This is a genomic window from Gordonia sp. p3-SID1431, from assembly GCF_025143765.1.
GTDB classification, from domain to species: Bacteria; Actinomycetota; Actinomycetes; order Mycobacteriales; family Mycobacteriaceae; genus Gordonia; species Gordonia hongkongensis.
Map to the genome: position 1 here is coordinate 1 of NZ_JAMBDT010000009.1, position 19,660 is coordinate 19,660.

17 protein-coding genes and 1 tRNA gene are annotated in these 19,660 nt (G+C 67.4%); 12 read left to right on the forward strand and 6 right to left on the reverse strand.

From position 1 onward, the window contains the following. Positions 1–108: 108 nt before the first annotated feature. Positions 109–2,235: an RNA polymerase recycling motor ATPase HelR gene (gene helR / locus M4D77_RS04135; RefSeq protein ID WP_259935601.1), complete on the reverse strand. Its 2,127-nt coding sequence runs from the start codon at positions 2,233–2,235 to the stop codon at positions 109–111. A gap of 618 nt (positions 2,236–2,853) precedes the next feature. On the opposite strand from helR, the gene M4D77_RS04140 reads away from it, so the two are divergent. Next, positions 2,854–3,639: a hypothetical protein gene (locus M4D77_RS04140; RefSeq protein ID WP_068972623.1), complete on the forward strand. Its 786-nt coding sequence runs from the start codon at positions 2,854–2,856 to the stop codon at positions 3,637–3,639. A 160-nt stretch (positions 3,640–3,799) separates the two neighbouring features. After that, positions 3,800–4,354: a putative glycolipid-binding domain-containing protein gene (locus tag M4D77_RS04145; protein WP_082652894.1), complete on the forward strand. Its 555-nt coding sequence runs from the start codon at positions 3,800–3,802 to the stop codon at positions 4,352–4,354. Between the two features lie 50 nt (positions 4,355–4,404). On the opposite strand, the gene M4D77_RS04150 is transcribed toward M4D77_RS04145, so the two are convergent. After that, a complete protein-coding gene (locus tag M4D77_RS04150) occupies positions 4,405–5,379 on the reverse strand; it encodes a prephenate dehydrogenase (RefSeq protein ID WP_065631209.1) in 975 nt (324 codons plus the stop codon). A 78-nt stretch (positions 5,380–5,457) separates the two neighbouring features. Here M4D77_RS04150 and M4D77_RS04155 point away from each other — a divergent pair, with 78 nt between their 5' ends. The 5 genes from M4D77_RS04155 to M4D77_RS04175 all read left to right on the forward strand — a co-directional run bounded on the left by M4D77_RS04155 (position 5,458) and on the right by M4D77_RS04175 (position 7,425). After that, positions 5,458–6,000, forward strand: coding sequence for a tRNA adenosine deaminase-associated protein (locus M4D77_RS04155; RefSeq protein WP_058250986.1), 543 nt, complete (start codon positions 5,458–5,460; stop codon positions 5,998–6,000). A 19-nt stretch (positions 6,001–6,019) separates the two neighbouring features. Beyond that, positions 6,020–6,484 carry a nucleoside deaminase gene (locus M4D77_RS04160; protein ID WP_203235883.1) on the forward strand — a complete coding sequence of 155 codons (465 nt, stop codon included), beginning with the start codon at positions 6,020–6,022 and terminating at the stop codon, positions 6,482–6,484. Between the two features lie 123 nt (positions 6,485–6,607). After that, positions 6,608–6,877, forward strand: a complete 270-nt coding sequence (locus M4D77_RS04165) for a hypothetical protein (RefSeq protein ID WP_259935602.1) — start codon at positions 6,608–6,610, stop codon at positions 6,875–6,877. Positions 6,878–7,047: 170 nt separating this feature from the next. Continuing rightward, a complete protein-coding gene (locus M4D77_RS04170; RefSeq protein ID WP_058250988.1) occupies positions 7,048–7,257 on the forward strand; it encodes a CsbD family protein in 210 nt (69 codons plus the stop codon). Positions 7,258–7,334: 77 nt separating this feature from the next. Next, positions 7,335–7,425: transfer RNA gene (locus tag M4D77_RS04175), tRNA-Ser, on the forward strand. Between the two features lie 63 nt (positions 7,426–7,488). On the opposite strand, the gene M4D77_RS04180 is transcribed toward M4D77_RS04175, so the two are convergent. Continuing rightward, entirely contained in the window at positions 7,489–8,169 is a 681-nt protein-coding gene (locus tag M4D77_RS04180; RefSeq protein WP_238994991.1) for an MspA family porin, read from the reverse strand. Positions 8,170–8,216: 47 nt separating this feature from the next. Then, positions 8,217–8,885, reverse strand: a complete 669-nt coding sequence (locus tag M4D77_RS04185) for an MspA family porin (protein WP_159369866.1) — start codon at positions 8,883–8,885, stop codon at positions 8,217–8,219. Between the two features lie 290 nt (positions 8,886–9,175). Here M4D77_RS04185 and M4D77_RS04190 point away from each other — a divergent pair, with 290 nt between their 5' ends. Then, on the forward strand, positions 9,176–9,862 hold the full coding sequence (locus tag M4D77_RS04190) for an AMP-binding protein (protein WP_238994992.1): 687 nt from the start codon (positions 9,176–9,178) through the stop codon (positions 9,860–9,862). Between the two features lie 28 nt (positions 9,863–9,890). Here the strand turns inward: M4D77_RS04190 and M4D77_RS04195 are convergent, their stop codons facing one another. Continuing rightward, entirely contained in the window at positions 9,891–11,396 is a 1,506-nt protein-coding gene (locus tag M4D77_RS04195; RefSeq protein WP_259935603.1) for a sigma factor-like helix-turn-helix DNA-binding protein, read from the reverse strand. A gap of 271 nt (positions 11,397–11,667) precedes the next feature. Between M4D77_RS04195 and M4D77_RS04200 the strand changes: the two genes are divergently transcribed. The 4 genes from M4D77_RS04200 to M4D77_RS04215 all read left to right on the forward strand — a co-directional run bounded on the left by M4D77_RS04200 (position 11,668) and on the right by M4D77_RS04215 (position 17,861). After that, positions 11,668–13,134, forward strand: a complete 1,467-nt coding sequence (locus M4D77_RS04200; protein WP_137810122.1) for a class I adenylate-forming enzyme family protein — start codon at positions 11,668–11,670, stop codon at positions 13,132–13,134. 127 nt (positions 13,135–13,261) lie between these two features. Next, positions 13,262–15,124, forward strand: a complete 1,863-nt coding sequence (locus M4D77_RS04205; protein WP_259935604.1) for a DUF3556 domain-containing protein — start codon at positions 13,262–13,264, stop codon at positions 15,122–15,124. After that, positions 15,121–16,542 carry an NAD(P)/FAD-dependent oxidoreductase gene (locus M4D77_RS04210; protein WP_259935605.1) on the forward strand — a complete coding sequence of 474 codons (1,422 nt, stop codon included), beginning with the start codon at positions 15,121–15,123 and terminating at the stop codon, positions 16,540–16,542. Before M4D77_RS04205 ends, M4D77_RS04210 begins: the two co-directional genes overlap by 4 nt. Beyond that, the gene (locus M4D77_RS04215) at positions 16,539–17,861 is read left to right on the forward strand and encodes a CdaR family transcriptional regulator (RefSeq protein ID WP_259935606.1); all 1,323 of its coding nucleotides are present in this window, start codon (positions 16,539–16,541) and stop codon (positions 17,859–17,861) included. The genes M4D77_RS04210 and M4D77_RS04215 overlap by 4 nt, the downstream gene beginning before the upstream one ends. Before the next feature lie 21 nt (positions 17,862–17,882). Here M4D77_RS04215 and M4D77_RS04220 read toward each other — a convergent pair whose 3' ends face one another. Continuing rightward, a complete protein-coding gene (locus tag M4D77_RS04220) occupies positions 17,883–19,619 on the reverse strand; it encodes a SulP family inorganic anion transporter (RefSeq protein WP_259935607.1) in 1,737 nt (578 codons plus the stop codon). Between the last annotated feature and the right edge of the window lie 41 nt (positions 19,620–19,660).

Below are 19,660 nucleotides of genomic sequence, written 5' to 3' on the forward strand. Positions count from 1 at the left end.
TGCACCGGAACCCTGGGTGGGTGGACGAGGTGCCGGTGCTGTCTTCCATCCTCGCCGGCGTCCGGGACGTCGACACGAGTACGGCACTACCCCAATCGGTGGTGGGGTCTACGTGCGGAGGATCACCAACTGCTGAGTCGCCCGGGTCATCGACACGTAGCGGTCGACCGCGCCTTCGGTGCCCGCGCCGAAGGCGTCGGGGTCGACGAGCACCACGAGGTCGAACTCGAGCCCCTTGGCGAGGGTGGGGGTGAGCGACCGCACGCGGTCGGTCCCGGCGAAGCCGGGTTCGCCGATCACACAGGCGATTCCGTCTCGATGGGTCGAGATCCAGTCGTCGACCACGGTGTCGAGGTCCGCGCGGTCGCCGTAGGTGACCGGAATGCCCGCGCGCCGAACCGAAGTCGGCACGTTCGCGTCGGGGAGCGCCGCGCGGATGACGGGGGCGGCCGCATCCATGATCTCTTCCGGGGTCCGGTAGTTGATCGTGAGTCCCGCCGAGGTGACGTCGCGCAGACCGACCCGCCGAAGTCGCTCTGCCCACGACTCGGGGAATCCGCGTCGTGCTTGCGCGCGGTCGCCGACGACGGTGAAGCTCTTCGACGGGCAACGGTCGATCAGCATCTGCCACTGGGCGTCGGTGAGTTCCTGCGCTTCGTCGACGACGATGTGCGCGAACGGCCCGGACAGTGAGCGGGCGGTCTCGCTCACGGACCCGTCCCCGAGGTTGTGGCGCAGGTTCTCGTGCCGGAGCATCGTCATGAGTCCCTCGCCGTCGTCGTGGACCTCGGCGGCGATAAGATCGTCGACCACCTGGTCGATCCGCTCGCGTTCCCTCGCCAGGTCCGTGCGCTGCCGGCGACGTCGGGCCGACGCTGCCGGGTCTCCGATCCGGCGATGGGCGCGGTCGAGGATCGGCAGGTCGGCATCGGTCCAGGCGTCGGGGACGCTGCGCTGGAGTGCGCGTACCTCGCCGGGCGGCAGCCACGGCGCACACATGCGGAGGAAGGCCGGCACCGACCACAGGTCACCGACGATCTCGGCGGCGTCCAGGATCGGCCATGCCCGCGAGAAGGCCGCCGCGAGTTCGTCATTCGCCGCCAACGCACGATGCAGCGCGTGCTGGGGCACGTCGTCGTCGTGTCGCGACGCGATGATCGACACCAGTTCTTCCCACACTTCGTCCCGCGCCTCGTTGTGTGCGGTTCCGCGCTCGGCTGCGTCGAAGGCGTCTGCCCAGTCACCCGCGGTCAGAGTCGTCTCCGTCCAGGGTGTTTCGACCACGAACGGCGTCGTCGGCGGTTGTTCGTAGAACTTGACCGCCGGCTCGACCGCCTCGACCATGCGAGCCGACGACTTCAACCGTGCCACGTCGACGTCGGCTTCGGTTGTCGCCGAATCACCTTCGACGACGAGATCGGCGAGGGTGCACGTCTGAACGCTCTCCTCGCCGAGGCTCGGCAGCACATCGGCGACGTAGGCGAGGTACGGCCGATGAGGTCCGACGACGAGCAACCCGCCCCGATGACCGGCGAGGCGCGGATCGGCGTAGACGAGGTAGGCGGCGCGATGCAGCGCGACGACTGTCTTGCCGGTTCCCGGCCCGCCGTCGACGACGAGGGTCCCGTGCGAGTCGGCTCGGATGATCGCGTCCTGATCGGTGGCGATGGTGCCCAGGACATCTCGCATGCGCGGGGAACGACTGGCGCCGAGGTCGGCGAGGAACGCGGACTGCTCGTCGAGCGCCGCGTGCGAGGTGAGCACCGCGGGGTCGTCGACGAAGACCTCGTCCCAGTAGTCGGTGATCCGGCCGTGGGTCCAGCGGTAGCGGCGTCGGCTCACCAGTCCCATCGGGTCGCGGCGGGTGGCGGCGAAGAACGGCGCGGCCAGCGGGGTGCGCCAGTCGACGAGCAGGGTCTCGCCGGCGGCATCGGTCAGCCCGAGCCGGCCGATGTAGAGGATCTCCCCGTCGTCGCGGACCAGCCGACCCAGGCACAGGTCGAGGCCGAACCGCCGCAGCGATCGGATACGTGCGCCGAGCTGGTGGATCTCCATGTCGCGGTCGACGGCCCGGCGACCCCTGCCACCGGCTTCGCGCCGAAGGTGCTGCAGGCGCTCGTCGGCGTCGGCCAAGGTGCGTCGAAGGTTCGTGGTGATCGAGGCGAAGTGTCGGGTGTCGTCGGCGACGAGGGCCGGATCGTTCTTCGGGGACAGGCTGTCGGGGAGGGCGAACACCGCGGTGGTCGTCGAAGTCGCGTCGTCGGGGACTGGGGCTTCGGGGACTGGGGTCTCGAGGACTGGGGTTTCGGGGACTGGGGGCACAGAGATGACTCCGAATCAGCAGGTGGCAGGGCTGGTCGTCGCAGGTGAGACAGCGATTCTGCACCGGATAGGGGGTCTTGCGGCAAGCCCCTGTCCAGGGCTTATGGTGAAAGGGGCAGAGATCGGCGGGTGCGCAGGTGAAACGGACCCCGATATCACTTGTCCTGGACGTCCGCGCAGCTGTTGCAGCCCACGGTGCTGTATGTGAAAGTACTTTCAGTTCACTACGGTGAACTCTTTTCGGTGGGGCCTGTCAGGGGGCTGCCGCCCCCGAGGGCACGGGGGTGGGGCGGCAGCGCGGCCACGGTTTCCGCGTCTCCGTCATCGATGTTCGGGCTCATTCGACCGACTGGTTCACTGTCGTCGCGGCATCGTCGTGGCCTGCGGTTTTCCGATCGTCGAGGTGGGCTCCCGACTTCGCGCCGTAAGGTCGGAGAGGGAATGACGCGCGGCGTCGAGCCGAACCGTAGGTTTCGGTCGAGGCCGCGCCGCGTCGGCGACGACGCTCGAGAATCCGACCGGAGGCCGACGATGGGACAGCCGTACGGGGGGCCGAACCCCGGCGCTCACGACCCTCGACGCCGCGACGGAGGCGGCAGCCAGACCGGCGGGTCGCCTCGCGATCTCTACGGGCAACCCGTCGCACCGCAGCTCTATCCGCCGCTCGGGTACGCCGCGGACGGGACCCCGATGTTCCGCCCCGGCCAGCCGACGAACACCGAGCTCACCATGGCCGAGCGCGCCGAGCGTGCCGAGGCCGAACGCGTCGCGACTGCCGAGCGGGAGGCCGAAAGCGCCGACGGCCGACCGGGATCACGCATTCGCAAGGTGCCCACCGCGACCCTGATCCTGACCCTGGGCGTGGTGGTGCTGCTCGTGGTGGCTTTCGTCGGGTTCCTCGGGCTGCGGGAGGAGGCACCGCAGGACCGCTTCGCCGACTCGCCGACGGTCACCGACACCATGCCGATCCCACGCACCTTCGAACCGCCCAGCCTGACCCCGCCCGACCCGGGACAGCGGCTCCCGGGTCAACCCGGTGAGCGCATCGATCCGCAGAACAAACCGGTGACCTACGAGGCGACCATCGACGGGCAGGCCACCATCCTCTACGTCGACGACAACGGCTTGCGCTCGGAGTTCGCCCCGACGAATCCGTGGACCGTCCAGTTCACCGGCGGGGTCAACCCGCTGCGCCTCCTGGTCATCGCCGGAACGGGCAGCTCGGTGAGTTGCTCGATCACGGTGGCGGGCGAGGTGGTGGTCGAAGACACCGTGACGCCGTCATCGACCCGCCGAACCGCGTCCTGTATCGCCTGAACGGTCACGTCTTCAGGGCCCCGGGCGGGGTGATCGGTCGGGTGACCAGGTCGTCCGATGTGTGATCGGGGCGGTTGCTCGCTACCGTGGTCACGTGAGTTCTCCGCAGACAGCCCCTGACAGCGGTCAGTCCTCCGCCACCAACGACGAGTTCAAGACGATGCTCACGTGGCGAGGCGAAGACACCGATCGACTGGAACAGGTCCGCCTGGTCGTGTCCGGCGCACGACTCAAGGCCTATGGACGGATCATCGCCGCGGCGACCGCCGACCACGAGGCGTTCTCCGCGTCGTACGAACTGCAGACCACCGATGCCGGTGTGGTCAAGCGGCTCACCGTTCACCTGGTACGCACTGACGGTGAGACGCAGTTCGGCATCACGCGCGACGACGAGGGCACGTGGCTGATCCGTCGTCCCGACGGTGAGACCACCCGCTCGGACTTCGACGGCGCCGAAGACGTGGACCTCGCACTGTCACCGATGTTCAACGCCTTGCCGATCCGGCGACGTGCCCTCTCGGCGTCGACTCCCGGAGCGGTCGAGATCCCCGTCGCCTACATGTACCTGCCCAGCGGAGACGTGAAGCCGGCGACGATGTCGTACACCCCGGGCACGGACGGATTCCGCGTGGTGTCGCCGTTGGCGACGACCACCATCACCGTCGACGAGAACAACTTCGTCGTCGACTACCCAGGCCTCGCACGCCGGGTCTGAAACGAAAGAAGCGCAACCGCACAACTCTTGATCCCTGAGGTGCGCGGCGGTCAGCCCACCCACACCCGGCCCTGATGGGCCTGCCGGCGTAGTTCCTGCTGCCAGCCGTCGTCGCCGACCGTCACCCCGGAGATCACCTCCGCGGCGCCGGAATGCAATTGTTCGTACGCCTTCCGCGCGCGGTGCCCGTCGTCGACGAGTACTTCGGCGGTTCCGTGGTCGCGGAGTTCGTCGCGCACGGCGGTGAGGCGGTCGATCGTCTCGCTGAGGACGTTGAGCACGGCGATGCCGTTGGCCTCGATCATCGCGCGTTGCAGGGCGGGTGCGGTGCCGGCGACCCGGGTGCCGTCACGGAAGCTGCCGGCGGCCAGGCGTAGGGCGAGGTCGCTCTCACCGGCCCCGACGGCGGCCGTGGCCGCGGCGGTCAGGTGTGGCAGATGCGAGATCGCGGCGACCGCCCGATCGTGCGCGTCGGGTGCGACCGGCACCACTCGCGAGCCGACCGTCACGGCCAGCGCGGCCACCGTGAGCCAGTCGTCGGCCGGGGTGTGGTCGGTGGTGGTGACCGCCCACATCGCCCCGTCGAAGAGGGTGGCGTCGGTTGCCGCCCAACCCGACGAACTGGTCCCGGCCATCGGATGCCCGCCGACGTATCGACCTCCGGGATGCAGATCGGCGAGTAGGCGCTCGACTTCCTGCTTGACGCTGATCACGTCGGTGACCAGGAGCCCGGGCGCGTTCTCGGCGATGGCCGTCACCAGGGGGCCGATCGTCGTCACCGGTGTCGCGAGCACGAGCAGCGCGTCCGACGACGCCGCACGCTCGAGTATCGCAACGAGATCCGCGGACGCGTCATAACCGTCGCCGATGGCCGCATCGACGGTCGTGGCCGACCGGTTGTAGCCGAACGCCTCGTGCCCGGCGTCGTGCAGGGCCCGCAGCAGCGAGCCGCCGATCAGGCCGAGACCCAGCACACAGACCGGCGTGGGAAGGGCGACAGCGGGGGACGACGGCGCGGCAGTCACCCTGACACGTTCCCATACCGGTCATGCCCGGTGAACCGGGACTTGGGAGTACCGGTGATAGGGGCTACGGTTTGTCGCATGGCCGGTGCCGGATTTGGGAAGTCGGGGTCGAACGCGCAGGACGTGGACGACGACATCGACGGTTTCGCCGTGGCGGTCGTCCGCGACGAGAGCGGTTGGAAGGTCACCGCGATGAAACCGTCGGCGCTCTCCGATCTCGAGGACGCCGAGACCCAGTTGCGTGAGCTGCGTTCGGCGGGCGCGGTCTTCGGACTCCTCGACGTCGACGACGAGTTCTTCATCATCGTCCGGCCGTCGCCGACCGGGGCGCGTCTGCTGATCTCCGACGCGACCGCCTCCGTCGACTACGACATCGCGGTCGACGCATTGGACGCCCTCAACATCGAGGTCCCCGACATCGATCCGGACGAGCTCGATCAGATCGATCCGTGGGAGGAAGGGGACCTCGGGTTGCTCGCCGACCTGGGACTGCCCGACGCGGTCATGAGCATCATCGTCGGGGACACCGATCTGTATGCCGACGAACAGCTCGGCATGATCGCGGCGCGGCTCGGTTTCGCCGACGAGCTGGGCAAGGTTCTCGACTCCCTCGGCCACTGAGCCCGCACGAAGCCGCGCGATGAGTGCGCCCGCCTGGGAGGCCATGGTCCGGTCCGCGCTCGACGCGGCGGCACTGTCGGGGACCGACGACGTACCCATCGGGGCAGTCGTGTTCGACCCCGAGGGCGTCGAATTGGCCCGCGCCGCCAACCGTCGCGAGGCCGATTCCGATCCGACGGCCCACGCCGAGGTGCTTGCGCTGCGTGCCGCGGCGCGGGCGTTCGGTGATGGATGGCGGCTCCCGGGATGCACTATCGCGGTGACCGTCGAACCGTGCACCATGTGTGCCGGAGCGATCACGCTGTCCCGGGTCGACGCCGTCGTCTTCGGGGCGTGGGAGCCCAAGACCGGTGCCGTCGGTTCGCTGTGGGACGTCGTCCGCGATCCACGGCTGGCGCATCGCCCCCAGGTCAAGGGCGGCGTCCTCGAAGCCGAGTGCCGCGCACTCATGGTCGACTTCTTCGCCACCCGACGACACCCGTGAACGCACGCGTCTCGGGGTCGTGAGACGCCAAGATCGGTGAGATCTCAGGGTGCGGACCGGTGGTCGGCGGCGGGCGGTCCTGGCAGATTGGACGTCAGCATCCCCGATCCGCGAGGAGTAATCATGACCGATCCGTCCGACAAGGTGACCGCGGCCTTCGACACCGCCAAGGCCAAGATCAACGAGCTCGCCGAGAGCGGCAAGGTCCAGGAGGCGCTGGGTACCGCGCGCGACAAGATCGACGAGTTCGTCAAGAGCAAGCAGGTCCAGGACGCGCTGGACACCGCCAAGGACAAGCTCAACGATCTCGCCGAGAACGAGAAGGTCCAAGAGGCGTTCAGTACCGCCAAGGACAAGATCAACGAGGTGTCCCAGAAGTTCAACAGCCGCTGACAGGTCACTGACCTGCGGTCATGCAGCTCAGTGCACACCTGTGGCACGGTGGGATGCGGGAGTCCGCTCCCCAGGCGGCGCCAGTGTCGAGCAGCCGGCGCGTCGGTCGTCGCCGAGTTCTTCAACATCGGACGGCACCCGGCCGCGCCGAACCTCACCGAGGAGGCTTCATGGGAACCACGGACGACGCCAAGAACAAGGCCGAAGAGCTCAAGGGTCGCGGCAAGGAAGCTGCCGGCAGCCTCACCGACGATCAGGACCTCAAGAACGAGGGCAAAGGTGACCAGGCGCAGGCCGAGGGCAAGCAGAAGATCACCGACGCCGCCGACGCCGTCAAGGGCAAGATCGACGACGTCAAGGACAAGCTGACCGGCCACTGATGCAGCCGGCCGCTCGACGAAGCCCGCCTGAGCAGCCGATTTAAGTCTGACCGCGGGTCTGCGGTACAGTCTTCGGCGGTGGCGTGTCCGAGCGGCCGAAGGTGCAGCACTCGAAATGCTGTGTGCGGTAACCCCGTACCGAGGGTTCAAATCCCTCCGCCACCGCCAGAAATGGGCCCCCCATCCTCACGGGTGGGGGGCCCATTTCACATCTCTGGGAGCGGTGGTCGGTCAGCCCATGCTGAACGGCTTTCCGTACACGGCGATCGACTGCGACACGTTGTCGGTGGTGATGCTCACCTTGGCGTACGACCGGGCCTGCGCGTAACCGGCGCAGCCGTTCACCATCATGGTCTCGTTGGTGTACGCCAGCGTGCCCTTGCCGCCGGAGAAGCTGATCGATGACGAGTGGCCGGCCGCACCGAACGCGTCTTTGTACTCACGGTCGTTGATGACGTAGTTGACCGCCTGGCCGGGCCCGATGGTCACGCCGGCGCCGGTCTCGGCCGTCGTGGTCGCGCTCTGGAGGTCGAAGTCGGGTGCGGTCGCGCCGGCCCTGCTGTTCGAGTTACCGCCCAGCGTCAGCTGGCAGCCGACGATGTAGCCGGCGCCGACACCGATCTTCGCGGCCGGGTCGGACGTGGTCACCACATACTTGCCGGACACCCAGGCGTTGCGGTGCAGGGGCGTGGCGCCCATCGACGGGGTGATCCGCGCGGACTCTTTGCTGCGCGTGATGGTCACCGTCGTACCGTCTTTCAACTTCTTCGTGACGGATTGCCCGGGGAGTTGGACGGTGGTGTCGGCGTGTGCGGGTGCGGCATCGAGGACGGGTATCAGTGCCGCGCAGGCGACTGCGGTCGTGGACGCGATGATCCGGGTGCGCGCGGTGCGGCGCTTGGCGACGGTCATGGGAGCTCCGATTCGGCGGGTCATGGTGGTGGGCAACGGGTTCGCGGTCAGCCGATGGAGAACGGCTTGCCGTAGAGGTTCACCTTCTGGTGCACCTCGCCGGTGGTCTCGATCGTGGTGAATGCTCGCGCCTGGGCGTATCCGCCGCAGTTCTGCACGTCGATCTGCGCGTCGTCGTAACCGAGGTGGTAGGTACCGGCCTTCTCGATGTTCTTGGTGTTCAACACCACGAACGTGACGTCGCCGGCGGCCAGCGGGACGGTCAGGGTGCCCGACAGGGAGGGTGCGGTCGGGGTCAGCGATCCGGACAGACCGCCCTGAAGGCCCTTGATGTTCACCTGGCACCCGATGATGTAACCGGTGGACAGGGTGGCGGCGGCGCCGTTCGTCGCGGTTCCGTTGCTTCCGGGCAGCGTCGTCTCGCCGGCCGCGCCGACGCTCGGTCCTGCCTTGGCGGGCTTGAGATTCGGTGCGTACAAGGTGATTTGACCGCTGACCCAGGTGGTCCTGGACACCCCGTTGGCGGCCATCGACGCCGAGACCCGCGCGCTCTCCTCGGACCGGACGATCTGGATGCCCTCACCTTTCGCGGTGCCGCCCGGAAGCCGGACGAATGCATCTGCACCCGCCGACGCGGCGCCGGCCAGCAGCGCGGCAGTGACCGATCCGCCGATGAGTGCGGACAGTCCGACGGCCCGCAGGGTTCGTTGTGTCATCTCGTGCTCTCCTCGTGTCATCTACCCGTTCGGAAACGGGGTGTCGCATGCGCGTCGGGACTCATCGCAGGGGGAGGCCCGACAGTGCGGCAGGGTGGGATCGTAGGTGAACGTACCCTAAATATGAGATGAGTGAAAAACTATGTAGGGGGTGGACACCGACCGCCTGGTAAAGGTAGCCTAACCTCTGCAAGGCGAGGGTCTCATGCCGGTGCGAGCCGGCGGAGCCGCCCGCGAGTTCTACGAGTTCGGCTGCACGGCAGACGAACTCGCTACACATACGGGGATGTGTGAGTCAGACGTCGGCTTCATGTTCGCCGCTGAGCGGCGCCCACGACACCCATGGCTCGCTGCCCGCGGTGCACACCGGTGACGCCGTCATCGACTTCGAACGGTTCTACGAGTCCGTGGAATGGATGGCCGAGCAACTGGTCTCCTGCGGGGTCCGCGCGGGCAGTCGGGTGGGCCTCGTGATCCGCACGGGTTGGGAGTTCGTGCTTGCCTGGCATTCCTTGCTGGAGGTCGACGCCGTCACGGTTCCGATCGTCCTCGGCCCATCGTGCGAACCGGCGCATTCGTGCGAGATCGGTTTCGTGCTTGCTCATGTCGACCAATGCATCGAGGTCGAGGATCTGGTCGAAGCCGCCGTGCCCCGGAAGCACTGTCGTCAGATGTACCGCGTCGGCGACGAGTTCGTCCTCGCTGCACTCCGGACGGCGGACATGCTCCGGAACGAGGGCGGCCTCGTCGTCGACCTCGGCGACGGATCACAAGACGCCACAGGCCAACTCATCGCCGAGGCGGAGCGGATGGTGGCAGACGTCGGGCTGCGTCGTGGCGAGTATGTGTCTTTCGAAGGCGATCTCGGTACTCGCGACACCATGGTCCGGATCCTCGCCTGCGCGTCGGCCGGTGCATGCGTCGCGGTCGACGCCCCGTACGGCGAGCCCCACTGGGGTGCCCCGACCACTCGCTGACCGATGCCCGATGACCGATGCCCGATGCTCAGCGCAGTGCGGCCGTGACTCGGTCCGCGAGGTCGGTCTCGCGACGCCTGCCGAGGAGCTCTACGACCTCGTCGATGCTGGATTTCGATGGCAACCACAGTGATTCGGCGAGCACCTGGAGGAGTCGGGTTCTGGTGAGCCGGGTCGGTCGCCGCCCGATCCGGGTCAGGATGTCCGCGGCGGACGACGCGGTTGCGTGCTCGGCCCGTCGAACGGCGAAGGTGTGCGGCCCGAAGTCGAGGAACACGGGCGTACCCGGCTCCAGTTCGAGCTCATCGATGAACCGCTTGATCGAGCCGGATCGTGCCTGAACCGATGCCCACGTGAAAGCCTGTGTGCCCAGCTCGGTCTCGAGTGTGACCGGTGAACCGGGGCCGATGCCGAGAAGGCCGGCGAGTGCGCTGGGTATGTTGAAACCCGTTCCGCGACACTGCGCGGGAGTGATCGTCGTCGACCAGTGCACGACGTCGTCTTCGCGGTACAGTCCGCGCGTTCGTCCCGGCGTCCGCCGCGGCCGATGTGGTCGTTCGCGTCGGGTGACGATGCCGTCGCGGATCTGGAATTCGCCGGCACCGGCATACGAACGGATTGTGGCCTCGCTGACGTCGTGACGACCGCGGATCGTCGCGATGACGTCGTCGAGGGGCACGGCCCCGTCACGGTCGGAGAGAATCGCATCGATCTGCAGATGGACCGGCTCGTATCGTGGAAGGCCCCATTTGGCAAGGCCGTAGCGGGTGCGGTCGGTTCTGACGATACGCTCGTCCGAGGCGAGCGCGTTTCGAATACTGTTGTGGGCACGCGGGATCGCCGAAGTCGCGTCGATGATGTCGTCGAAGGTCAACGGCGCGCCGCGGATCGAGAGCGCTGCGACGACGATCTCGCCCGTCGTCGACCGGGCGGCGATCGCGTGGCCGTCGAGTAGTTCGTATCCCGCCCGCAGTAGCCACCGTGCGGCCGAATCTCCGGACAGGCCCAGGTGATCCGCGATGGTGATGACCGAAGCCGCCTCGCCGGGGCGCGCCGCCGCCTCGACCGCCGACTTCGTGAACTCGGCGACCGAGCGCAGGCTGCCCCGGATGATCCAGTTCTCGCTCGTGCGCAGACCCGACGCCGCGGCCACCACCCGCCAGCACGGGGCCTCGACGCCGCCCACCGGAGTCCCGGCGAGCGTCGAGTCGGCTATGAGCGCAGCGGCGTCCGCGACCGGAGCGGCCCGGCGGTTGATCATCGCCGACAGGTCGGCGAGGGCCGGGTCTGCGTCGATCAACGAGCGCAGGCGGTGTCGTGTGGAGCGATCGATCTGGGTGACTCGTTCGCGGGACAATCCGAGAAGGTCGGCGACCTCCGACTGGGTGCGAGGGTTGGCAGCGTAGACGCGCTCGGTCAGCACCCGCCGCTCCCGGTCGGACAGTCCGGCGTCGAAGGCGGTGACCGCGTCGAGCGCGCGTCCGTCGTCCGGCGACCGTCTCGACGGTAAGGGTCCGTTGGCGTGCGCGGTCATGGATGGTGCTTTCTCGGCGGTCGGGTGACGTCGTGCAACGGTGGCCCGCCTCGGGTTCGCCGAACGCTCGCGAGGGCCTGCGCGGAGCACCTCACACGCTACCGGGACCCCGCGCACGCAGAGCTCGACCGGACCGACGACGTCCGGTGTCGGATTGTCCCCCGAGCACAAAGGTCCGGACGAAGTCTGGCCTCCGCGACCGTTTCCGTTCGCCCCTCGATTTCATAGTGTTCTGGATCACATCGACCACGACGATTTCGGAGGTAGCCCGGTGACCAGCACGTACTTCGCATGGGACCTGACCCATCGCGCCGACGCTCCGTGTGTTCGCGACGACGTGGTCGCCCTGGACTACGCCGGTTTCGCGCGTCGCGTCGAGGGTGTCGCCGAACAACTGGGCCGTGCTGGCGTTCGACCCGGGGACGTCGTGGCGACCTTTCTGCCCAACCGGATCGAACTTCTGGTCACGTTGATGGCGGCATGGCGGATCGGCGCGGTCGCCACTCCGGTCAACCCGGCATTCACCCCGGAGGAAGCCGAGTACCAGCTGGCGGATTCGGGAGCACGGGTCGTCATCGGGACCCGCGCAGCAGAACTGGGGTCCGACCGTGCCCGGTTCGACGTGGAGGAACTGGCGACGGCGCCGAGCGCGGACTGGCGGGGCTCACTGTCACCGGCCGCCGGCGACGACGCCTTGCTCATCTACACCTCCGGTTCCACGGGCAGGCCCAAGGGTGTCCGGTTGTCGCACGACAATCTGCACTACATGGCGTCGACCATGGTCACGCATTTCGGTCTCACCGCTGCCGACCATGCCCTCCTGGTGCTGCCGCTGTTCCACGTGAACGCCATCTGCGTGAGCTTCCTGGCGCCGATGCTCGCGGGCGGACAGCTCAGCATCACCGGGAAGTTCTCGCCGTCACGGTTCTTCGACGACGTCGCACGGCTCACCCCGACATACTTCTCCGCCGTACCGACCATCTACGCGCTCCTCGTGTCGCAGGAAGGTCTGACAGCCGAGGCCACCGGGTCTCTCCGGTTCGCGGTCTGCGGGGCCGCCCCGATCTCGAGAGAACTGCTCGACCGGGTCGAGGGCGCCTTCGGGATACCTGTCGTCGAGGGTTACGGCCTGACCGAGGGCACCTGTGCGTCGGCCTGCAATCCGGTCGTCGGAGTACGCAAACTCGGGACGGTGGGCCCGGCGCTTCCGGGGCAGCGGATCGCCATCGTCGACGAACAGGGCACGGAGGTACCCACGGGTGAGATCGGTGAAGTCGTCATCAGTGGTCCGAATGTCATGCGCGGCTACCTGAATCGACCGGAGGCGACCGCGTCGACCATCGTCGGCGGCCGGCTGCACACCGGCGATGTGGGCCGCCTCGACGAGGACGGCTACCTCACCCTGGTGGACCGCATCAAGGACCTGATCATCCGCGGCGGGGAGAACATCTATCCCAAGGAGATTGAGAACGCGCTCGCGACGCATCCCGACGTGCTCGAGTGCGCGGTCGTGGGCGCACCCGACGAACTCTACGGTGAGTTGCCCGTCGCCTTCGTCGTCGCCTACCCACACCGTGGTGTCGACGCGGAGAAGCTGGCCGACCACCTCGTCGGGCGATTGGCAAAAATCAAGCAGCCGAGCACGATCCACGTCGTGGACCGACTGCCACGCAATCCGGTCGGGAAGATCGACAAACCGGCGCTGCGGTCCGGTCTCCGCAGTCCGCAGCCCATCTGATCCCCCTGATCGACACTATCTCGACGTCCCGCGGCGGACGCCGAGCCGGGGGCCCGCGCGCCGAGACCGGCGACGCCGGTCCCACACACCACAACCGACCCAACCACACGACAAGGAGTGCGCACCAATGGGACTCACACAACCAGACTTTCCCCAGGTGGATCCGGAGACATTTCTCCAGCGGCCGTTCTTCGATCGGATCCGCGTGCTGGGAGCACACTGGGCCGATCACGGCTTCGGCACGCCGAAGATGGTCCATCTGATCTATCTGATGAAAGTCTTCGTCTTCTACGGCGGTGTCGGGATCGTCCTCGCGACGCTGACGTCCGGACTCAACCCACTGCACGTGACCGAGTGGTGGAACCAGCCGATCGTCTATCAGAAGCTGGTCTTGTGGACCGTGCTGGTGGAGGTCCTGGGCATCGGAGGGTCGTGGGGGCCGCTGGCCGGACATTTCAAACCGATGACCGGCGGCTTCCTGTATTGGCTGCGGCCACAGACGATCCGGCTCCCACCGTGGCCCGGCAAGGTGCCCTTCACCAAGGGTGACTCCCGCACCGCGTTCGACATCGCGGTCTACGCACTCATTCTCGCGAATCTTGCTGTCGCGATTGCACTCCCGGGTATCGCGTCGAGCTCGCTGGACTCGGTGGTGGCCGACAACCAGGGACTGGTGAACCCCGTTCTGATGTACCCGCTCATCGCGCTGTTCGTCGTGATCGGCCTGCGGGACAAGGTCATCTTCATCGCGGCTCGCTCCGAGCAGTATCTCCCGGCGATGATCTTCTTCGGCGTCCTCCCGTTCGTCGACATGATCCTGGCGCTCAAACTGCTCATCGTGTCGGTGTGGGTGGGTGCCGGGATCTCCAAGCTGGGACATCACTTCTCGATGGTGATCCCGCCGATGCTGTCGAACACCCCGTGGTTGCCGAGCAAGAAGATCAAGCGGGCGCACTATCGCGACTTCCCCGAGGACATGCGGCCGTCGAAGCTGGCCGGCGGCGTCGGGCACGTCCTGGGCACCATTGTCGAGGTCGTCACCCCTCTGGTCTTGCTGTTCTCGTCGAGCAAGTCGCTCACCGTGGCGGCGGTCGTCCTCATGGTGTGCTTCCACTTCTTCATCCTGTCGACGTTCCCACTGGCCGTTCCGCTCGAGTGGAACCTGCTCTTTGCGTACGCCTCGGTGTTCCTGTTCCTCGGCTTCCCGGCCTGGGACGGCTACGCGCTGACCGACACGTCGATGCCGTGGGTGATGGTGCTGATCGCCGCGGCGCTCTGCTTCTTCCCCGTGCTCGGCAACCTCCGTCCGGACCTGGTCTCGTTCCTGCCGTCGATGCGCCAGTACGCGGGGAACTGGGCGTCGGCCACGTGGGCTTTCGCGCCCGGTGCCGAGGAGAAGCTCGACCAGCACATCGTGCGGCCGGCGAAGAACACCCGCACCCAGCTCCTCGCCTCGTACCCGGCCGAGGTGGCCGATGTCGTGATGCACCAGCTGCTGGCCTGGCGTTCGATGCACAGCCAGGGTCGCGCGCTGTACTCGCTGATGATCCGTCATCTCGGGTCGGACATCGACACCTACACGCTGAGGGAGGCGGAGTTCTCGTGTAACTCGCTGGTGGCCTTCAACTTCGGAGACGGGCATCTCCATGACGAGCGGCTCATCGCGGCGCTGCAGAAGCGGTGCGGCTTCGCGCCGGGTGAGTTCACGGTGGCCTGGATCGAGTCCCAGCCGATCCACCGGGGCACGCAGCGGTTCAAGGTGATCGATGCGGCGCTGGGCGTCATCGAGACCGGAACCTACCGGGTGGTCGACGCGGTGAACGAGCAACCGTGGCTGCCCAACGGGCCCATCCCGTTCCAGGTCGACTGGACTCTCGACGTTGACGCTCGCCGCGCCGTCACCGATCCTGAGGTGGTGCATGAACCGAAGATGCGCTCCGATGACCGCAGCGCGACACCGGTCCGGCTGACCGATCAGGCGCCGCAGTGACCACAGCTGTCGTGGTCGGCGGCGGGCCCAACGGGCGCGCCGCCGCTCTGCACCTGGCGCGAGACGGTGTCGACGTGCAGGTCCTGGAGGCGGCCGAGGTCGTCGGTGGTGGGGCCCGGTCGGGCGAACTGACGGTCCCGGGCGTCATCCACGACCACTGTTCGGCGTTCCATCCGCTGGGCGTGGGATCGCCGTTCTGGGCGGAGGTCGGTCTCGAGCGGTACGGGCTGGTGTGGAAATGGCCCGACGCCGACTGCGCGCACCCCCTCGATTCCGGCGACGCCGGATTGCTGTTCCGGTCGATCGGTGCCACGGCGGCGGGACTGGGCGCCGACGGATCGCGCTGGCAGGCGATGTTCGGTGATCTGGCCGAGCATTTCGACGATCTCGGCGACGATCTGCTCCGCCCGGTCGTGCACGTTCCCGGTCATCCGATTCGCCTCGCATCGTTCGGCCCGCGGGCCATCCTGCCGGCCACCGTGCTCGCGCGTTGGTTCCGTACCGAGCGTGCCCGTGCGCTGTACGGCGGGATCGCGGCACACCTGTTCTCCCGGTTGGACCGTCCGCTCACCGCGTCACTCGGGCTCATGATCGCCGCGAGCGGGCACCGTTACGGATGGCCGGTGGCCGAGGGCGGTTCGGGAGCGATCACCGCGGCAATCGTCGGCGCACTGCGGGACTCGGGCGGCAAGATCGAGACCGGTGTCCGGGTGAGCTCGCGTGCCGACCTGCCGCGGGCGGACATCACACTCCTGGACCTGTCCCCGGCGCAGGTGCTCTCGATCTTCGGTGACGAGATGCCGGCCCGAATTCGCCGCGCGTACCGGCGTTATCGGATCGGGTCGTCGGCGTACAAGGTCGACTTCGCGATCGACGGGGACATCCCGTGGTCGAATCCGGACTGCCTGCGGGCCGGGACAGTACACCTCGGCGGGAGTTTCGCGGAGATCGCCCACACCGAGCGACAGCGAGCGGCCGGTGTGATGGTCCCACGGCCGTTCGTCCTGCTCGGTCAGCAGTACATCGCCGATCCCGGTCGCAGTGCGGGCAGCATCAATCCGATCTACGCGTACGCGCATGTCCCTCGAGGTTTCGACGGCGATGCCACCGAGCAGATCGTCGCGCAGATCGAGAGATTCGCACCGGGATTCCGCGACCGGATCGTGGCAACGACCGGCACGAGTACCGAACAACTCCACTCGTCGAACGCCAACTTCGCGGGTGGGGACATCATCGGCGGAGCGAACGACGGCCTGCAGATGGTCCTGCGACCCCGTGCCGCGCTCGATCCGTACGCGATCGGCGTACCGGGCGTGTACATCTGCTCTCAGGCCAGTCCACCCGGTGCCGGTATCCACGGGTTGTGCGGATACCACGCCGCCGAGTCGGCGTTGCGATACGCACGGTCGCGACGATGACCGCCTCGCGATCGTCGCGTGCGCTGTGGACAGCGGGGGACGCCGCGCGTGACCGGCTGGCCGGAGTCCCCGCGGCGGCCGGGTCCGAGCTGCTCGAGCAGGCCGCCGTGATCGCGAAGAACTTGCAGGAGAACGTGTCTGAGATCGTCTCCGAGTTGAGTGCCATGATGGCCCGGGAGATCGATCAGCTCGACACCGATCCCAAGCTCGTGGAGTTGCTCGAGGCGAGCGTGCACGGCAACGTCTCGACGATCATCCACGTCCTGGCGAACGACATTCCGATCGAACACCTGCAACCGACCACCGCCGCAGTGGAATACGCGCTGCGTCTGGCGCAACGGGACGTGCCGTCGAACTCGCTCGTGCGTGCCTACCATCTCGGGCAGAACAGCGTGATGCGTGAATGTTACCGACTGGTCGAGGATCTCGACCTCGACGCCGGACAGTCGATGGCGTTGACCCGGCACATCTCCGATGTGTTGTCCGGATACATCGACTGGATCTCCCTGTACGTGTTCGAGGCGTACGAAGACGAACGCCGACGGTGGCTCGGCGTCGAGGGCAACGTGCAATCGGCGGCCATCCACTCGTTCCTCGACGGCGCCGAATCCGATGAGCGGGCCTTCGAGTCCGAGACCGGTTACGCGCTCGACCGCAGGCACCTCGCGTTCATCCTGTGGTCATTCGACGACGAACCCCGCGAACTGGTCGCGCTCACCCACGCGGCCCGCGAACTCGGTACCCGGTTGGGCGGAGGCTCCCCGCCGATCGTCACCGCGATCGACCGGTCGACGGTCTGGGCCTGGATTCCACTGGTCGGACGGGACGTCACCGACGGTTCGTCGGTGACCGCGGTGCGCTCGACCGTGCCGGCGGGAATCCGAGTCGCGGTGGGCCTTCCCGCATCCGGGGCACAGGGTTTCCGGAGAACCCACGAGCAGGCACTCGCCGCCTACTCGGTGGCGACCATGCCGGGTGGTGCGGCGAATCGGGTGATCGGATTCGGCGACCGAGGTGTGGCCGTGGTGTCCCTGCTGGCGCAGGACCTCGAGTCGACGCGGGCGTGGGTCCACGAAGTCCTCGGCGGACTCGCCGAGGACTCCCCGAACGCGAACATGCTGCGGGAGACGCTGTCGGTGTATTTCGCCACCAAGGAAAGCCACCTCCACACCGCTGAACGGCTCAACCTCCACCGCAACACGGTGAAGTATCGCGTCGGCAAGGCGCTCGCCGAGGTCCCGGCGGACCGCGACCGCCTGGATCTCGCCCTGGCGCTGACGGTGTGTGAATTCCTCGGGCCGGTGATCTTCGCGCACTGAGGGGCGTCCGATGTCGCGGTGTCAGATCCCGTCGTTCGACTTCTGGACGTCTCGGCGGGGTTGCCCGGTGATCTCGTCGATCTTCGCGCCGGTAGTGGGCGCGAAATGCGTGTCGTCGAACCGGGGTCTGCCGTCGACGCGCAGGTCATAGCGTCGGAGAATGTCTCGCACCGGGTCCTTCATCTCCGCGAAGACAAGGGTGATGCCGTGGCTACGGAGATAGTCGTCCAGTTCGACGAGTTCGTCGACGGCGGTGGCGTCGATGTCGACGATGGGTTCGGCGGCGATGATCACGGTGTGGAGCTCTCGCCCCGCTGTTCTCGCCTCGCGGACTTTGCCTCGGACGTAGTCGTCGAACATGCCGCCGTTGGCGAAGAACAACGGGGCGTCGAATCGGATGATGAGCACACCGTCGATGCGTTCGGCCTCGGGATGGCGGGTCACATCGTGGTAGCCGCGCAGTCCCGGAACCCGCCCCAACTCCGTCCGGTACGGTCGCCACGCGAGATTCACGAAGGCGATGAACGACAGGCCGATCGCAACCAGGATGCCTTGCAGGACACCGATCAGCGCGACACCGAGGAACGCGGCGATCGACAGCGCACCCTCGACCCAGTTTGCGCGGAACAGCGCCACCACGCCGGAGATGTCGATCAGCGAGATGGCCGCGGCGATCACGACGGCGGCCAGCGCTGCTGACGGAAGGTAGGCGGTGACTCCCGGTGCGACGAAGATGAACACGACGATCAGAAGCGCCCCGACGACCGCGGCGAGTTGGGATTTGGCGCCGGCCTGTTCGGCCACCGGGGTGCGGGAGGACGACGCCGAGATCGCGAAGCCGCTCAGGAAGCCGGTGGCGATGTTCGCGGTGCCGATGGCCGCCATCTCTTGGCTGCCGTTGACCTGGTCACCCGCACGCGCGGCGAATGTTCGCGACAGCACGCTGGTGTCCGCGAACGCGATCAGCGCGATACCGACGGCCGGGCCGATCAGGCTGATGACGTCGTCGAGGGTCACGCCTTCCAGGGACGGCGACGGGAATCCGCGGGGCATCGCTCCGACGACCGGCAGGTCATCGGACCAGCCGAAGACCGCGACTGCGATGATCGAGGCCACCACGGCGACCAGGACTCCCGGAATGGCTTTGCGCCAGAACTTGAGTGCGAAGATCAGGACCAGGCACGACACCCCGATGACCGTCGGCAGCAGTTCGGCCTCCCCGGACGCGACACCCTTGACGATGTTGATCGCCTCCTGGATGACCGAGTCACCGTCGACGCTGAAGCCCAACAGTTTCGGCAACTGGCTGAGCACCACGACCAGTGCGATCCCGTTGAGGTAGCCGATGCGGATGGGTTTGGACAGCAGGTCGGTGACGAAGCCGAGCCGGAGGAGGCCGCCGATCAGCAGCACCAGACCGACCTCGATGGCGAGTACGCCGGCCAAAGCGATGCGCTCGGCGTCGAATGCTGCGAGCGGAATGATCGACGCCGCGATGATCGGGGCGAGCGACGAGTCGGGGCCGAGGACCAAGATGCGGGACGGTCCGACGACGGCGTAGACGAGCAGCGGTATGACCGTTGCGTAGAGACCGGTGACCGGTGGCAACCCGGCGACTTCGGCGTACCCCATGCCGGCGGGAATGAGCAACGCCGTCAGGACGATCCCGGCGACGATGTCACCCTTCAGCCATGACCGCTCGTAGCTGCGGAGCACTCCCAGTCCGGGCAGGAATCGTGAGACCGTTTCCGGTTGCATCAGGCGATTATGAGCCCTGGCGGCGGTTTCGGCCTCTCTTT

Coding starts and splice junctions, on each gene's coding strand:
- M4D77_RS04140 (WP_068972623.1), top strand. CDS start 2,854: ATGGGACAGCCGTACGGGGGGCCGAACCCCGGCGCTCACGACCCTCGA.
- M4D77_RS04145 (WP_082652894.1), top strand. CDS start 3,800: ATGCTCACGTGGCGAGGCGAAGACACCGATCGACTGGAACAGGTCCGC.
- M4D77_RS04155 (WP_058250986.1), top strand. CDS start 5,458: ATGGCCGGTGCCGGATTTGGGAAGTCGGGGTCGAACGCGCAGGACGTG.
- M4D77_RS04160 (WP_203235883.1), top strand. CDS start 6,020: ATGAGTGCGCCCGCCTGGGAGGCCATGGTCCGGTCCGCGCTCGACGCG.
- M4D77_RS04165 (WP_259935602.1), top strand. CDS start 6,608: ATGACCGATCCGTCCGACAAGGTGACCGCGGCCTTCGACACCGCCAAG.
- M4D77_RS04170 (WP_058250988.1), top strand. CDS start 7,048: ATGGGAACCACGGACGACGCCAAGAACAAGGCCGAAGAGCTCAAGGGT.
- M4D77_RS04180 (WP_238994991.1), bottom strand. CDS start 8,169: ATGACCGTCGCCAAGCGCCGCACCGCGCGCACCCGGATCATCGCGTCC.
- M4D77_RS04185 (WP_159369866.1), bottom strand. CDS start 8,885: ATGACACAACGAACCCTGCGGGCCGTCGGACTGTCCGCACTCATCGGC.
- M4D77_RS04195 (WP_259935603.1), bottom strand. CDS start 11,396: ATGACCGCGCACGCCAACGGACCCTTACCGTCGAGACGGTCGCCGGAC.
- M4D77_RS04205 (WP_259935604.1), top strand. CDS start 13,262: ATGGGACTCACACAACCAGACTTTCCCCAGGTGGATCCGGAGACATTT.
- M4D77_RS04215 (WP_259935606.1), top strand. CDS start 16,539: ATGACCGCCTCGCGATCGTCGCGTGCGCTGTGGACAGCGGGGGACGCC.
- M4D77_RS04220 (WP_259935607.1), bottom strand. CDS start 19,619: ATGCAACCGGAAACGGTCTCACGATTCCTGCCCGGACTGGGAGTGCTC.